Source organism: Neoakkermansia glycaniphila (genome assembly GCF_900097105.1).
Taxonomy (GTDB): Bacteria; Verrucomicrobiota; Verrucomicrobiia; order Verrucomicrobiales; family Akkermansiaceae; genus Akkermansia; species Akkermansia glycaniphila.
The window spans coordinates 2,952,025-2,966,432 of the sequence record NZ_LT629973.1 but is presented as its reverse complement, the minus strand read 5'-3'; the positions used below and the strand labels follow the sequence as shown (position 1 = coordinate 2,966,432).

13 protein-coding genes are annotated in these 14,408 nt (G+C 58.8%); 9 read left to right on the top strand and 4 right to left on the bottom strand.

Annotated features, from left to right (window positions below):
* Positions 1-26 precede the first annotated feature (26 nt).
* The gene (locus PYTT_RS12370; protein WP_067777534.1) at positions 27-1,637 is read right to left on the bottom strand and encodes a putative Ig domain-containing protein; all 1,611 of its coding nucleotides are present in this window, start codon (positions 1,635-1,637) and stop codon (positions 27-29) included.
* A gap of 173 nt (positions 1,638-1,810) precedes the next feature.
* On the opposite strand from PYTT_RS12370, the gene PYTT_RS12365 reads away from it, so the two are divergent.
* The 3 genes from PYTT_RS12365 to murA all read left to right on the top strand — a co-directional run bounded on the left by PYTT_RS12365 (position 1,811) and on the right by murA (position 5,776).
* Positions 1,811-2,719 carry a D-alanyl-D-alanine carboxypeptidase family protein gene (locus PYTT_RS12365; RefSeq protein ID WP_172801834.1) on the top strand — a complete coding sequence of 303 codons (909 nt, stop codon included), beginning with the start codon at positions 1,811-1,813 and terminating at the stop codon, positions 2,717-2,719.
* A 139-nt stretch (positions 2,720-2,858) separates the two neighbouring features.
* Entirely contained in the window at positions 2,859-4,286 is a 1,428-nt protein-coding gene (locus PYTT_RS12360) for a Gfo/Idh/MocA family protein (RefSeq protein ID WP_067777517.1), read from the top strand.
* 206 nt (positions 4,287-4,492) lie between these two features.
* On the top strand, positions 4,493-5,776 hold the full coding sequence (murA, locus tag PYTT_RS12355; RefSeq protein ID WP_067777516.1) for a UDP-N-acetylglucosamine 1-carboxyvinyltransferase: 1,284 nt from the start codon (positions 4,493-4,495) through the stop codon (positions 5,774-5,776).
* 50 nt (positions 5,777-5,826) lie between these two features.
* On the opposite strand, the gene PYTT_RS12350 is transcribed toward murA, so the two are convergent.
* Together PYTT_RS12350 and PYTT_RS12345 are read right to left on the bottom strand one after the other, a co-directional pair.
* The gene (locus PYTT_RS12350; RefSeq protein ID WP_067777515.1) at positions 5,827-6,618 is read right to left on the bottom strand and encodes a hypothetical protein; all 792 of its coding nucleotides are present in this window, start codon (positions 6,616-6,618) and stop codon (positions 5,827-5,829) included.
* Between the two features lie 18 nt (positions 6,619-6,636).
* On the bottom strand, positions 6,637-7,704 hold the full coding sequence (locus PYTT_RS12345) for an AAA family ATPase (RefSeq protein WP_067777514.1): 1,068 nt from the start codon (positions 7,702-7,704) through the stop codon (positions 6,637-6,639).
* 153 nt (positions 7,705-7,857) lie between these two features.
* On the opposite strand from PYTT_RS12345, the gene PYTT_RS12340 reads away from it, so the two are divergent.
* The 4 genes from PYTT_RS12340 to PYTT_RS12325 all read left to right on the top strand — a co-directional run bounded on the left by PYTT_RS12340 (position 7,858) and on the right by PYTT_RS12325 (position 11,618).
* Positions 7,858-8,766: a nucleotidyltransferase family protein gene (locus PYTT_RS12340; protein WP_067777513.1), complete on the top strand. Its 909-nt coding sequence runs from the start codon at positions 7,858-7,860 to the stop codon at positions 8,764-8,766.
* 5 nt (positions 8,767-8,771) lie between these two features.
* On the top strand, positions 8,772-9,866 hold the full coding sequence (locus tag PYTT_RS12335; RefSeq protein WP_067777512.1) for a phosphotransferase enzyme family protein: 1,095 nt from the start codon (positions 8,772-8,774) through the stop codon (positions 9,864-9,866).
* Positions 9,867-9,920: 54 nt separating this feature from the next.
* A complete protein-coding gene (locus tag PYTT_RS12330) occupies positions 9,921-10,847 on the top strand; it encodes an NAD-dependent epimerase/dehydratase family protein (protein ID WP_067777511.1) in 927 nt (308 codons plus the stop codon).
* Between the two features lie 84 nt (positions 10,848-10,931).
* Positions 10,932-11,618 (top strand): SWIM zinc finger family protein, encoded by a 687-nt coding sequence (locus PYTT_RS12325; RefSeq protein WP_067777510.1) that lies wholly within the window; start codon positions 10,932-10,934, stop codon positions 11,616-11,618.
* Here PYTT_RS12325 and proC read toward each other — a convergent pair.
* Positions 11,609-12,421, bottom strand: a complete 813-nt coding sequence (gene proC / locus PYTT_RS12320; RefSeq protein ID WP_067777532.1) for a pyrroline-5-carboxylate reductase — start codon at positions 12,419-12,421, stop codon at positions 11,609-11,611. The two genes, PYTT_RS12325 and proC, sit on opposite strands and share 10 nt — an antisense overlap.
* 250 nt (positions 12,422-12,671) lie before the next feature.
* Between proC and PYTT_RS12315 the strand changes: the two genes are divergently transcribed.
* Entirely contained in the window at positions 12,672-13,289 is a 618-nt protein-coding gene (locus PYTT_RS12315) for a hypothetical protein (RefSeq protein ID WP_172801833.1), read from the top strand.
* A 315-nt stretch (positions 13,290-13,604) separates the two neighbouring features.
* Positions 13,605-14,405 carry a hypothetical protein gene (locus PYTT_RS12310; protein WP_067777508.1) on the top strand — a complete coding sequence of 267 codons (801 nt, stop codon included), beginning with the start codon at positions 13,605-13,607 and terminating at the stop codon, positions 14,403-14,405.
* The last annotated feature ends 3 nt before the right edge of the window (positions 14,406-14,408 follow it).

Below are 14,408 nucleotides of genomic sequence, written 5' to 3'. Positions count from 1 at the left end.
GAAAGAAAGAAGCTTCCGGATCCCGTTTACGGCATCAGCTTGAATACCGTCGCACCGTGCGGATTCACCATCACACGCACTCTGCCGGAAACTTCACCCACATCCGCACGCTTCCACAAGTCGCGCACCTTGTAGCGGAGGGACGGGTTGAGACCGAGTTCCTCCATGGTGGCCGCGGCCTCGCGCACATCTCCGTTTGTATTGAAGAAACCGACTGCCAGCGAACCGTCGGACAGGGGTTTGCTCCACACCTGAATACCGTCGCGGTTCACCGCACGGCGTGCCGGAGCGCCCATCTTGTCCTGATTCACGGCGATCAGATCGTCATTCATCAGCAAGCCCTGCGTGAAATCGTCGATCTGCGAAAGATCGCTGGAAATCAGAAGAGGCGCGGAAAGCAGGCACCAGAGGCTCACCTGCGTGTATTGCTCGTCGGGTGTCAGCCGGGTCGGGCGGAACGTCGTATTGGCCTGGTTGGGCGTACCGATCATGCCTACCTGCAGCATATCCGGGTCGCACCAGTGGCCGGGCGACACGAACTTTTGCCAAGGTTCCTGCGAGAAACCGATGCCGCTGATGCTGCCCCATGCATCGTGAATATCGCCCGTCGTGCGGATGCACTGGGCCAGCGGGCTCAAGCCCGGCATATTTTGCATCGGAGCCGCATTCGACAGGCTCAGCACGATATCCCGAGAGGATGCGTCCAGATCCTTGCGGATGCGCTCCGTCTGGGGAACATCGTTCGGAAGCCAGTCAATCTTGGCATAATCGAAGCCCCATTCGCCCCATTGCTTCGCATCCCGGTCGAACATCCAGATGCCCCCCGTCTTCTGGGCTCCAACCTTCGCTGAACCCGGCCATGAACCGAACAGCTGGTGTTCCTGCTTCCGCTTGTCCGCAGGAAGGGCAAAGGCCGAATAATCGCCTTCCTCATTCGGAGAACTGCCGCCGATGAATCCGGCATACGTGCCCATCCATGGCGTCGAATAAATGCCCGCCTTCAGACCGAGCCCGTGAATCTCGTCGCACATCGCCTTCATGTCCGGAAAACGGTCGTTTGCTTGCAACGTGCGGTTCGGCCCGGTACGAGCGCCCTGCCAACAGTCGTCTATATTGATATAGGTCCATCCGTGGTCGGCCATACCGGAAGAATCCATCAGGCGTGCGATTTTGAGCATGCCTTCCTGACTGACGGCTTCGCTGTAGGAATACCAGCTGTTCCACCCCATCGGCGGCGTCAGGCTCAAGCGGCCTTTGCCTTCGATCACCAGCGTCCGGCTATCCTTACCGTGTTTGTTGGCGGCCGACACTTCCACATCGAAAGAACCGGCATTTTCCAGCTTCCCGCTGATGATGCCCGTCGAGGAATCCAGAGCCAGCCCCTTCGGCAAGCCTTTCGCCTCAATCTTTAGCGGACGTTCGCCGGATACGGGAATACGGAACAGGAACGGCTTCCCCGGCGTCGCCCCGACAATACGCGCTCCGTTGATGGACGGAGACTTGGCGATGGGCGGAGTCAACCTCGCACCGCGTTCGGGAGCGGGATAGGGTTGAGGAAGATCGGCGCCCGGCAAAGCAAACGTTGAAGCTGCCAGCAGGCTCAGAACAGCGGCTGTGTGAATGGATGATCGCATCATACGTTCCATATATACACGGACCGTCAACCGAATCTTTCAACAGCATGTTGCAGATATCCTGCAACATGCTGCCGGGAAGCGGCGCCAAGATTTTACCCCCATGAAAAAGCTTGCCAACGGATACAAAACAAGGTATATACATGCGCATGCGATATCTGGTGTTTGCACTGTCCATGGGTTCTCTTTGTACAACCATCGGATGCCAGTCAACATACAGTGCGACCTATCATTCCCAGTCGACCTCTCCGAATGCACGCCCCGTGCCGACTGCTACGCCCGTTCCGGCCGTGCAGGCAGCCGTTCGCCTGCCTTCCAATTATCCTTCCCGCCCGCTGGCGACACCTTCCGCCCCCGCCCCCACGCCCTGCTGTGAGGCAGTATGCGTGATGGACGCACTCACCGGCAATGTACTGTACGAACACAACGGCAACACCAAACGGCAGGTAGCCAGCACGCAGAAACTCGTTTCGTCCCTCGTCGTCCTCGACCACGGCTCCCTGAACAAGCTCGTCACCATCACGACGGAAGACACCAAGGCAGATCCCACCAAACTCGGCTTCCGACCCGGGCAGCAATACCGCCGCGGCGATCTGCTCCACGCCCTGATGGTCAAGAGCTACAACGACGTCGCCCTCGCGCTTGCCCGCGATACGGCAGGTTCCGTACCCCGCTTCGTCTCCATGATGAACGCCAAGGCGCGCTCCATGGGCATGAGAAACTCCCACTTCGCCAATCCGAACGGCCTCCCCGCTCCCCAATACTCGACCGCCGTCGATATGGCCCGCTGCACCTGGTTCGCCTACCGCCATCCGGTACTCCGCAGCATGGTCTCCACCCGCAGCATGGAATTCTCCAAAGCGGACGGACGCTCGGTCCATCTGGAAAACACCAACAAGCTCCTCGCACAGTACTCGTGGGTCACCGGCATGAAAACGGGCTACACGAATGCCGCACGCCGCTGCCTCGTCAGCACGGGGGGAGTCAACGGTCGCCATGTCATCGTCGTCGTACTCGGCTGCGCTCCGTCGCGCATCTGGACGGAATCCTCCAAATACCTGAAATGGGCTCTCAACATCTCCTGAATGCTCCGTTTTCTCCCTGCTCTCCTTCCTTGTCCGCAGAATCGTGCGGCACACGCAAATGGATGAAAGAAATATTCGCCCGCCTGCGTATGAATACAAGACAATCGTTCGCTAAAGACTGTCCAATACCATTAAACTCATGAATACATCCTCGTCACGCCGCCGTTTCCTGCAGCAGCTCGGCCTCCTTACCGGAGGAATTGCCACTTCATCCATCGCCAGCGCAGCTCCGGGACTCGAACACGCTACATCCGCCCACTCCGCCAATACGAACGGCGTCACCCCCCGCCCCCTCGGCTCCATCTACATGGGCGGCTTCAAAGCCCCCAAACTCGAAAAAGTCCGCGTCGCCATGATCGGCGTCGGCGAACGCGGTTATCCGCACACCACCCAGATGGCCGTCATCCCCGGCTGTGAAGTCGTCGCCATCTGCGACGTCTATCAGGATCTTGCCGACAAGGCCGCCGACTATGTGCAGAAGAAGACGGGCCAGAAACCCGCCACCTACTGCAACGGCGAACACGACTACCTCCGCATGCTCAAGGAAGTCAAGCCGGACGCCGTCATCATCTCCACCCCCTGGGAATGGCATGCCCCCATGTGCATCGACTCCATGAAGAACGGCGCACATGCCTTCGTCGAAGTGCCCATGGCCATCACCATGAAAGAACTCTGGGACGTGATCGACACGTCCGAAAAGACGCAGAAGCACTGCATGATGATGGAAAACTGCAACTACGGCCGCGAAGAACTCATGTTCCTGAACATGGTGCGGCAGGGCGTCATCGGCGACCTGCTCCATGGCGAAGCCGCCTACATCCATGAACTGCGCGGCCAGATGAAGAGCGAAAATCGCGGTTGCGGTTCCTGGAGAAACTACCACTACGCAGGCCGCGACGGCAACCTGTACCCGACGCACGGCCTCGGCCCCGTCGCCCAATACATGAACATCGCCCGCAAGGACGACACCTTCAACCGCATCGTCGCCTTCGGTAGCCCGTCCATGGGCCGCGCAGCCTATGCCAAGAAAAACTTCCCGGCCGACCACAAATGGAACAAGCTGAACTATATCTGCGGCGACATCAGCACCTCCATCATCAAAACCAACATGGGCCGCACCATCATGGTGCAGTGGGATGAAACGAGCCCCCGCCCGTACTCCCGCCACAACCTCATCCAGGGCACGCTCGGCACGCTCGCCGGGTACCCGACCCGCGCAGCCGGAGAACAGATCAGCCCGAACGGCAACTACCACTCATGGCTTGAAGGCGATGCCGCACTCGCACCCCTCTACGCCAAGTACGACCACCCGCTCTACAAGCGCATCGGCGAACTCGCCGTCAAAATGGGCGGCCACGGCGGCATGGACTTCATCATGCTCAGCCGCATGATCGAATGCCTCCGCAACGGCGAAGCCCTCGACCAGAACGTCTACGAAGGCGCCCTGTGGTCCGCAGTCGGCCCGCTCTCCGAAAAATCCGTCGCAGAAGACGGCATGCCGCAAGTCTTCCCGGACTTCACGCGCGGAGACTGGAAGACCACCGAACCGCTCGCCATCATCTCCTGAGGCGCAGCGCACCGCTAACCGTATTTCAGGGGCTGTCTCCACACTGCAGGCCGCATCGGCGCAGAAGGGACAGCCCCTTTTTCTTCCTGCTACACCACTCTCCCCGGACGCGGCCTCAGGCCGCCTCTCCGGATCGTCCCTATCCAATATTAGGCTTGCAGGAGCCGGGGGCATTCACTATACTCCACGCCCAACACGAGGATCACATGGAAAAGCTTATTGTACACGGAGGATACCGCTTGCGCGGAGCCGTCAGTATCGGAGGATCGAAAAATGCCGTCTTACCCATTCTCGCCGCGTCGCTTCTGACGGACGAGCCTGTTCACATCTGCCGCGTTCCCGACGTTTCGGACGCCAACTACATGCTGCAAATTCTGCTGCAGCTCGGAGCCGATGTCGAACGCTCCAGCGGCATCGCCCGCATCCAGTGCACCAAGGACAAAATCAGCTCTTCCGCCTCGTATGAACAGGTCCGGAAAATGCGCGCCTCCATCTGCCTGATGGGGCCCCTCATGGCCCGCCTCGGCAAATGCACCCTGCCCCTGCCGGGAGGCTGCGTCATCGGCGACCGCCCCGTCGATCTTCACATTCGCGCCATCCAGGCGCTCGGAGCCCAGGTCGAAATCCACCAGGGCAATCTTCATATCCATGCCCCGAACGGCCTCAAGGGAACCACCGTGGACCTTCGCGGCGAAAACGGCCCGACCGTACTCGGCACGGACAACCTCATGATGGCCGCCGTACTGGCGGAAGGCACCACCGTCATCGAATCAGCCGCCTGCGAACCTGAAGTCGTCGATCTCGCCAACTTTCTGAACAACATGGGAGCCAAAATCGAGGGTGCGGGCACCAGCCGCATCACCATCACCGGGGTCGAAAAACTCCATGGCTGCGTTCACACCGTCATTCCCGACCGCATCGAAACGGGCACCTTCATGGTCGCCGCTGCCCTGATGGGAGATGGAGTCACCCTTCGCAACGTCTGCCGCGACCACATTCAGGACATCTCCCGCCTCCTCACCGAATGCGGCCATAAACTCGAATTCAACGAAGAAGGCGACACCGTCACCATCACCCCCTCCAAGGACTGGAAAAGCGGAAAAATCACCACCGCGCCCTATCCCGGCTTCCCGACGGACATGCAGGCGCAGATGACTGCCCTCTTCGCCCTCACGCCCGGTATCAGCATCGTCAAGGACACCATCTTCCCGCAGCGCTTCATGCACTGCTCCGAACTCAAACGCATGGGCGCCGACATCAAGGTGGATCAGGGAACCGCCATCATCACCGGGGTCGAAAAACTCTCCGGCGCACCCGTCATGGCCTCCGACCTCCGGGCATCCGCCGCCCTCGTACTGGCTGCTCTGGCAGCCGAAGGCACCACGGAAATCCGCCGCCTGTACCACCTCGACCGCGGTTATGAAATGATTGCGGACAAACTCCTCTCCATCGGAGCCGCCGTCAAACGCAGCGTAGACCTCGAACCGTAAGAACTTCCGGTTACATTCCCGAATCAAAGGCATGCCGAATCGGCATGCCTTTATTCTTCTTCCCGATCCTCCCTGCGGTGGACATGCCGCCTCCTGCGGCGGCGCGCCTCGTGGTTGCCCGGCAACCCTGCTTCGCGTTCGGCCAGCCGCCGCTTCCACATCGGCTCCCTGATTTTCCGCTCTTCCACCGCCTGCACTCTTTCCAGAGCCTGCTGCCGCATCTTCTCCTCCTTCTTCCGCAAATTCAACGCCTGCACATGGCGGATGCGCTTTTCCACCCGTGCGCTGTGCTCGCCGCCCATGGCCGGAGTCACCTTCCACGGCCCCATTCCGGCGGAACGCGTAATCGGCACACACACCATGTGCGGATCAATGAACCGGATCTCCCGAGCCAGCAGATCCTTGATCGTCGCCAGCAGGCCGCTGCCGCCGAACACGCCTTCCGATTTCAGCTCGATCAGAAACACGACATGCAGCTTCGTCGCCCGCATGCTCATCCGAGCGAAATTCCGAAGGGAAGTCCCCTCCTCCGGATACTCCTGCGGAGCGGCAACCGCCGCCGTCCGCAGCAGGAACAGCGTATCCCTCACCTTGCGGCAGAGGGCATCCACCAGCTCCCGCACCTTCGGCCGCGCATCGAAGCGGTAATCCTTTACCTCGATCAGCCACAGATCCTTCCTGCCCGGATGGTACAGCAGAAAATCCATCTCCTTGCAGCTCGTGCAGAAATTCTGCGCCTGCCGGGAATAGAAATCCGAGCACTCGAATCGGCATACATGGTAACCCACCTCAAAATTGAAGCGGTGCACGCCTTCGACAAAACTTTCTCCCGTCTCGAACATGAATACGCCGTCTCCTCTTCAGGACATCTTCAAATACCGGTCCGCCTGCTCCACTTCGGCTTCGAGCGAAGCCAAAGGCCCGACCTCATCCAACGTATCGCCCTGCTTCATGCGCACGCCGCAGCGGTTCTCGCTCGGCACCTGCAGCCCGAAGAAATGCCGCTTCACCTGCGCATTCCGATCTTCGGCCAGCTGCATCACCAGCTCACGCAGCAGGAACAGGCTGTGCGTACTCAGAATCACCTGCACCCCTCCCTTGGCCATTTCCAGCAGAAGCTTGACGATGCGCGGCAGATACCCCGCATTCAAATTCATCTCCGGTTCATCCCAGAACAGCACCGATCCCCGGTGCACCACGCCGTTCTTGATCAGCATGCCCAGAGTGCCGAGCCGCTTGAACCCCTCGGCCACCAGGCTCATCTCCATCGGCTCCTGGCCGGGCCGCTTCAGGTAGAACCGGCCGTCCATCCTGAGCAGCGTACCGGAAAGAATCTTCTCGATGCGCTCCAGCACGCGCTGCATGTGCACATCGGACAACGCCTCCTCGGGCACCTCCTCCAAATGGCGGCACAAATCCCACGACGTACCGTCCAGCAGCTCCGGGTACCGCTTGCCCACCTGCATGTAGCAGGGATAAATGGAAAGAATCTCGCGGGCGGAAAGGAACACCACATTCTCCCGCACGAAACGGGCGGGCATCTCCTCGATATGCAACCCCTCCTCCTCGTGGTTCGCCTCGAACGAAAAAAGCAGCTCTCCCGATCCGGCAGGCACTCCCTCCCCCTCCATGCTCACATGCACATGCGCGCGGGCATTGCCTCGGTTCATTGCCGTGAGGCCGGACAAATCCCGCGCACCGAACACCCGCATCAAAGCCAGCCGCAGCCGATTCTCCTCGGCCCAGAGCTTCGGCAGCTCCTTGTTGCCGCCTCCCGCACTCCACTTGGTCGCCGCATACGCCAGCTTCATCAAATGGCTCTTGCCCGAATCATTGCCGCCGACCACCACATTGATCCCCTTCACAAAATGAAAAACTTCCCGGTCGGGAAACAACGTGAAGCCTTCCACATCCAGCGTGCGTATCATATGGCAGCAAGTATACAGGAAAACATACGCCCCCGCAAGACAGGAATCGCCAAATCCATTGCCCGCAATCCGCTCCGGACACCGCAAAATTCGCCCGTGTAACAAGTTTAGAATTGCAAAAAACGGCGAACCGGTAGATACTGGAACCCGCATATGAAACCTACACTCCTTGTTCTCGCAGCAGGTATGGGCAGCCGCTACGGCGGCCTGAAGCAGTTGGATCCGATGGGCCCCAACGGCGAAGTTGTTCTGGATTACTCCGTTTTTGACGCCATCCGTGCCGGATTCGGCAAAGTCGTCTTCATCATCCGCCGCGACTTCGAGCAAGTCTTCAAGGAACAGGTCGGCAGCCGCTTCGCCGACAAGATCGAAGTGGACTACGCATTCCAGGCCCTCGACGACCTGCCCGCAGGATATGCCGTACCCGAAGGCCGCGAAAAGCCCTGGGGCACAGCGCACGCTCTCCGCGCCGCCCGCGACGTCGTCAACGAACCCTTTGCCGTCGTCAATGCGGACGATTTCTACGGCGCCGACGCCTTTGAAAAGGCCGCCAAATTCCTCAGCACCATCGCCGATGAACCCGGCAAGGCCCACTACGGCATGATCGGCTACCCGCTCAAGAACACGCTCTCCGACAACGGCGACGTGAACCGCGGCATCTGCTCCATCAAGGACGGCTACCTCACGGGCGTCGAAGAATTCGTCAAAATCAAGGCTGACGACGACGGCGTCGTACGCGGCGACAACCTCGCCGGAGAACGCCTCCCCGTCGATCCGGAAGAACTCGTCTCCATGAACTTCTGGTGCTTCAACCCCTCCTTCATCCAGCTCACGGAAGCCCACTTCACCGAATTCCTCTCCAAGCACGGCAAGGAACTCAAGAGTGAATGCTACATTCCCACCGTCGTGGACGAACTCATCAACAGCGACCGCGCCGACTGCTCCGTCATCAAAACCACGGCCAACTGGCTCGGCGTCACCTACCCGAGCGACAAGCCCATGGTCGTCGCCGGCATTCAGGAACTCGTCAACCAGGGAGTCTATCCCGCTAAACTCGACTGATCGCCATGCACGACCTTCGTCAAATCTCGAACATGTTCGACCTCCGTGCCGATTTCGTGCACGGGTACTCGTACGGCAGCGGCCACATCAACGACACGTACTGCGTCTGGGTGGATCAGGCCGGCCTTCGCGTCCGCTACATCCTGCAGCGCCTCGCACAGAACGTCTTCAAGCAGCCCATTCCGCTGATGAACAACGTCAAGCGCGTGACAGACCACGCCCTTGCACGCCTGCTCGAAGAAGGCTGCCCCGAAGCGCACCGCCGCACGCTCACCCTCATCCCCGGCAAGGACGGCAAGCCGTACGTGCAGGATGCAGAAGGCAACGTCTGGCGTGTGTACCCGTTCATCGAACGCGCCCGCACCTACGACACCATCGAAACCACGAAGCAGTGCATCGAAGCCGCCCGTGCCTTCGGCAACTTCCAGAAGCTCACGGCCGACCTTCCCGGAGAACCGCTCTTCGAAACCATCCCGGACTTTCACAACACCACGAGCCGCATGAACGCGCTCAAGGCTGCCATCAAGGCCGACCCGTTGGGCCGCGTCAAGGAAGTGCAGAAGGAAATCGACTGGTACCTCTCCCGCGATGAAGACTGCCACATCGTCGTGAACTACCTCGCTTCCGGCGAACTGCCGCTGCGCTGCACGCACAACGACACGAAGCTCAACAACGTCATGCTCGACGATGTAACGGGCGAAGGCATCTGCGTGATCGACCTCGACACCACCATGCCCGGCTCCGCCATCTACGACTTCGGCGACATGGTGCGCACGGCGACCTCTCCGGCCGCCGAAGACGAAAAGGACACCTCCCTCGTCACCTGCCGCATGTTCATGTTCGAAGCCCTCGTCGAAGGCTACCTCGACACGGCCAAGTCCTTCCTCACCCCGTTGGAAAAGAGCCTCCTTCCGTTCTCCGGCAAGCTCCTCACGATGGAATGCGGCATCCGCTTCCTCACGGACTACCTCTCCGGCGACGTGTACTTCAAGATCAAGCGCCCCGAGCACAACCTCGACCGCTGCCGTACCCAGATGGCGCTCGTCGTATCCATCGAAAAACAGATGGACGCCATGCAGCGCCTCGTCGACTCCAAATAACACCAACCGGGCGCCCGAAGGAAACTCCGGGCGCTCTCTTCATCTCCTCATATCATGAAAATCCTCATTACGGGCGGAGCCGGATTCATCGGCTCCCACATCGCCGAACACTACCAGGGCATCGCCGAAGAAATCCGCGTACTCGACAACCTCCGCACAGGCTATAAGAAGAACCTCGACGGCCTCAACATCACCTTCATCGAAGGCTCCATCTGCGACCGTGAAACCGTTCGCAAGGCCGTACAGGGCGTCGACTACATCTTCCACATGGCCGCACTCGTCTCCGTGCCGGAATCCATGAGTAAAATCTCCGAATGCATTGACATCAACTGCAACGGCCTCCTCAACGTCCTTGAAGAAGCCTCCGCTGCCGGAGTCAAGAAACTCGTGCTCGCCTCCTCCGCCGCCATCTACGGCGACAACCCCACCGTGCCGAAGCTCGAAACCATGTACCCGGAACCCAAGAGCCCGTACGCCATCACCAAGCTCGACGGCGAATACTACCTCAACATGTTCCGCGCCGAAGGCAAAATCAACACAGCAGCCATCCGCTTCTTCAACGTCTTCGGCCCCCGCCAGGACCCGAAGGGCGCCTATGCCGCCGCCGTGCCGATCTTCATCGAAAAAGCCGTCAAGGGCGAAGACATCACCGTCTTCGGCGACGGATCCCAGACCCGCGACTTCATCTACGTCAAGGACATCGTCGGAGCCCTCACCTTCGCGGCCGAACATCCCGAAGTCACCGGCGTCTTCAATGCCGGATACGGCGGCCAGATCACCATCGAAGAACTCGCCCAGAACATCATCAAGGCGGCCGGTTCCTCCTCGAAGGTACTGTATGCTCCGGAACGCCCCGGCGACGTCAAGCACTCCCGTGCTTCCTCCGACAAACTCCGCCATGCCGGATGGCAGCCGAAGCACACCCTCGCCGAAGGACTCGCCACCACCCTCGAATACTTCAAGGGCATCCTCGGCAAGTAACCTCTCCTTCCCGCAAGGAAATCCGGGGGCTTATGGCATGGCCGTAAGCCCCCTTTGCATCGCCACTTCCCCCATCGCATCTTTATGGAAGACGACGAACGCCGCCCAACCTATGCCGAACTCGGCAAGCGCGCCGCCCACCTGCTTGCAGACATGCAGACCGGGGGAGAAATCCTGCATCCAGTCGTCAACACGACTCGGAAGCTTGCATCGCATTTCTGGGGCTTCGCATGGATGAAACATCTTGCCCGCTGCGAAGAAAGCGGCCTCGCTCTCGCACCCGGCCGCTCCCTGCTGCGCCACGGCTGCGTGCTGGATCTCGAACTGGCGCCCGGCACCGTTCACGGCAAAGTCATGGGCGAACGCCTCTACGACATCCGCATCGATCTCACCCCCCTCGATGAAGAACGCATGGATGCCATCCGCCATGCCTGCGCCGGAAAAATCGACTCCCACATTTCCCTCCTCGAAGGCAAACTCGACGATGCGCTCCTCCGGCAACTCTGCGATCCGGATACCGGGCTCTTGCCCGCTCCAGAAGAATGGCGCATGAGCTGCACCTGCCCCGACTGGAGCGAACCATGCCCCCACGCCGCCGCCGCCGTCTATGCAGCCGGAACCTTGATCGACGGCGACCCTTCCCTGCTCTTCCTGCTGAGATCCGTCACGCTGGACGACCTCGTCGGCAAGGCTCCCGAAATCGCCAGTGCGGAAGACTTCGATACGGATTCGCTCAGCCGCACATTCGGCATCGACCTCGATCAGCTTTGACCGCGCGACATCTCCTCGCTCTTGCGGGCAGCTTCGCGCACCCCGGCAATCACGGCATAGCGCAAATTGTGTGCATCCATTGCATTCAGCGCAGCAATCGTCGTCCCTCCGGGCGAAGTCACCGCATCGCGCAATTCCATCGGATGCCTGCCGGACTCCTGCACCAGCCGGGCGGAACCCAGCATCGTCTGCGTCGCCAGCTTCAGGGCATCTCCACGCGTCAAACCGAGCGATACTCCGGCATCCGCCATCGCATCCAGAATCGTGAACATATAGGCGGGAGCCGACCCGGCAACTCCGATCACCGCGTGAATCTTCTCCTCCGGCAGCTCGACGGCAATGCCGACGGCTTCCAGCAAGCGGCGGGCTGCCGCCAAATCATCCTGCGTCGCCAGGCTGCCACCGCAGAACGAAGAAGCACCCATGCCCACCAGCGCGGGCGTATTCGGCATCGCTCTCACCATGCGCAACTCCGGCGCACAGGATTGCATCGTCGCCAGAGTCACCCCGGCGGCGATCGACAGCACGCAGGGCTTCTTCCCTTCGGCAGATGCCAACTCCGCCAAAGCAGAGCACACTCCTGCGGGCTTTACGGACAGAATCACCATATCAGCCAGAGCTGCCATCTCACGGATGGAGCCGCACACATGCACAGAGGGAAACTCCCGCACGATTTGACTGCACGCTTCGGGCGTCCTGTTGAACAGGTACACATCCGCTTCGCGCACCACACACGCCCTGAGGATCCCCCCCAGCAAAGCACGGCCCATCTGGCCGCAACCGATCACACCCAATTTCATCATGGCATGATCATAGCACATGCCGCACCATAAAAAAAGCCTAACATGATCGTGTCGCGCAAAATCGCTCACCACCACTAATGGATTGACATCGAAATATCATGCAGTCTATGATCTAGTCGCTATGCAAATCATCCCATCTGCCGTATGTATCGTCTGCATCTCTTCCTGCGCCATTGCCTCGCAGGACTATAAAAATCAACACGAAGAGGTACAACAATCCATGAAACAATTCCTCAAACACCTTCAAAGCGTGAAAGATCGTGCAAGCGCCGATGCCGTTGCGGAAAAAATCAGGGACGCCGAAAAACGGGTCACCGATAATCTGAAGGCCATGCGTGCACCGCAATCGAAAGAGGAAGAAGCCATCTTTGAAGCCCAAACACCGGTTATCGTTGCGTTGCTTGAGGAGATTGATGCAACAGCCAACGATATTGCCGCACACAATTGGTACCAAAGCGAAAAACTGCGTGGAGCACTTGAGAATGGCGTCGGCGCACCCACCAAAAAAGCGGAAGGCATCCCGCAACAGGCACCTCAAACATTGGATGCCGACGAACAGCGCCGCCATGACGAATTCATGAAAAAGCATGCCGATACCTTCAGTGGAGGCAATGGCATGAGCATGCAAACAGCCGTCATCATTCATTCGCCGGGAGAATACAATGCCGTTCCCAATGAACGCCTGTACTGGTCTACCGTCTACCCCGGCAGCACCAAAGGCCTCCAGACCCTCATTCAAGGGGAAGACGGTAAAATATACGACCAGATTGTCATCCATACCGAACACGGTTCCAAAACCCTCTACTTCGATATCACGGCCGACTTGCTCAAATTGAACAAAATGCTGGAAGAAAACAGCAAGGAATAAATCCTTCCAAATATTGATTCATCAATGGTTTGCCCTGTATCAGCATGGCAGGCTTCGATTGCAGGTGGCAAAGGACCTACCAGAACGAAAATTTTACCGTTCAGGCATTCTTCGGAAAATTTTCTACTGAAAACTCGGAATAACCATTACCTTCCAATACATCATAAAATATAAAATTCTATCATTTTCAACTTGACTCCAAGTAAAAACCGTCTATTTTAAAAAAGAATCGATGTTCGCACGATCGTGTAAATCCTTTCCCGGCTGAACCGACAAAAAACAATCATATCCTACCCTTTCTATCCCGTTACATTGATGAAACTTCCCTATCATATCCTTATTCCCGGCTTCGTGGTTTGCGCTCCAGCCTTGGCCGGACCGGAACACACGGCTAGCCTGCTGCATTTGTACAAGTGCATCGACGAACACATCGCCGTCCTGAAAACGGTGCAGGACAAACCGAGCGCCGATGCCGCCGCGCAAAAAATCCCTGCCAGTTACGAAGCGATATGCAAGGCCTTCCAAAGCATGGATAAACTGGAACCACCTGATGCGGAGGAACTGATGAACATCGCTTCCTCCTATCGGGCCATTCATGAGAGGCTTCAGAAGGAATACTCCGCCTGTGCCCGGCCTCTGCTCGCCAACAACTGCTACGGAAGTACATCCCTGCAAACGGCTCTTGAACCGTATCCCACTCTCTCCGATCTCCTCGATACGCTTTCAGATCGCGCACAGGAAACGAAAGACTCCGCATCGACCACAATCCCGGAACATTCCACCACGCAGAGCGACGAAGAACGCCGACGGCACGACCGCTTCATGCAGGAGCAGTCCGCCACCTTCAGCGGCGGCAACGGTCTGAGTATGGAAACGGCCATTCGCCTCCATTCGCCGCATGGCTACGATGCCGTCGCCAAAGAAAACCTTTATCTGGATTCCGTATATCCCGGTTGCCAGGCAGAAAACCAATCTCTGCTGAGCGGCAAATCCGGCAGAATGTACGACCGGATCGAAATCCGCACGAAGAACGGAACCAAAATGATCTATTTCGATGTGACGGATGATCTGAAGAACCTTCGGGAGCAGACTCAAAAGACCAAACAAGCCCCTTGACCG

Bases quoted from the DNA above. Each gene is read 5' to 3' on its own strand.
- PYTT_RS12335 (WP_067777512.1), top strand. From the start codon at position 8,772: ATGCACGACCTTCGTCAAATCTCGAACATGTTCGACCTCCGTGCCGAT.
- murA (WP_067777516.1), top strand. From the start codon at position 4,493: ATGGAAAAGCTTATTGTACACGGAGGATACCGCTTGCGCGGAGCCGTC.
- PYTT_RS12330 (WP_067777511.1), top strand. From the start codon at position 9,921: ATGAAAATCCTCATTACGGGCGGAGCCGGATTCATCGGCTCCCACATC.
- PYTT_RS12365 (WP_172801834.1), top strand. From the start codon at position 1,811: ATGGGTTCTCTTTGTACAACCATCGGATGCCAGTCAACATACAGTGCG.
- PYTT_RS12370 (WP_067777534.1), bottom strand. From the start codon at position 1,637: ATGATGCGATCATCCATTCACACAGCCGCTGTTCTGAGCCTGCTGGCA.
- PYTT_RS12345 (WP_067777514.1), bottom strand. From the start codon at position 7,704: ATGATACGCACGCTGGATGTGGAAGGCTTCACGTTGTTTCCCGACCGG.
- PYTT_RS12360 (WP_067777517.1), top strand. From the start codon at position 2,859: ATGAATACATCCTCGTCACGCCGCCGTTTCCTGCAGCAGCTCGGCCTC.
- proC (WP_067777532.1), bottom strand. From the start codon at position 12,421: ATGATGAAATTGGGTGTGATCGGTTGCGGCCAGATGGGCCGTGCTTTG.
- PYTT_RS12340 (WP_067777513.1), top strand. From the start codon at position 7,858: ATGAAACCTACACTCCTTGTTCTCGCAGCAGGTATGGGCAGCCGCTAC.
- PYTT_RS12350 (WP_067777515.1), bottom strand. From the start codon at position 6,618: ATGTTCGAGACGGGAGAAAGTTTTGTCGAAGGCGTGCACCGCTTCAAT.
- PYTT_RS12325 (WP_067777510.1), top strand. From the start codon at position 10,932: ATGGAAGACGACGAACGCCGCCCAACCTATGCCGAACTCGGCAAGCGC.
- PYTT_RS12310 (WP_067777508.1), top strand. From the start codon at position 13,605: ATGAAACTTCCCTATCATATCCTTATTCCCGGCTTCGTGGTTTGCGCT.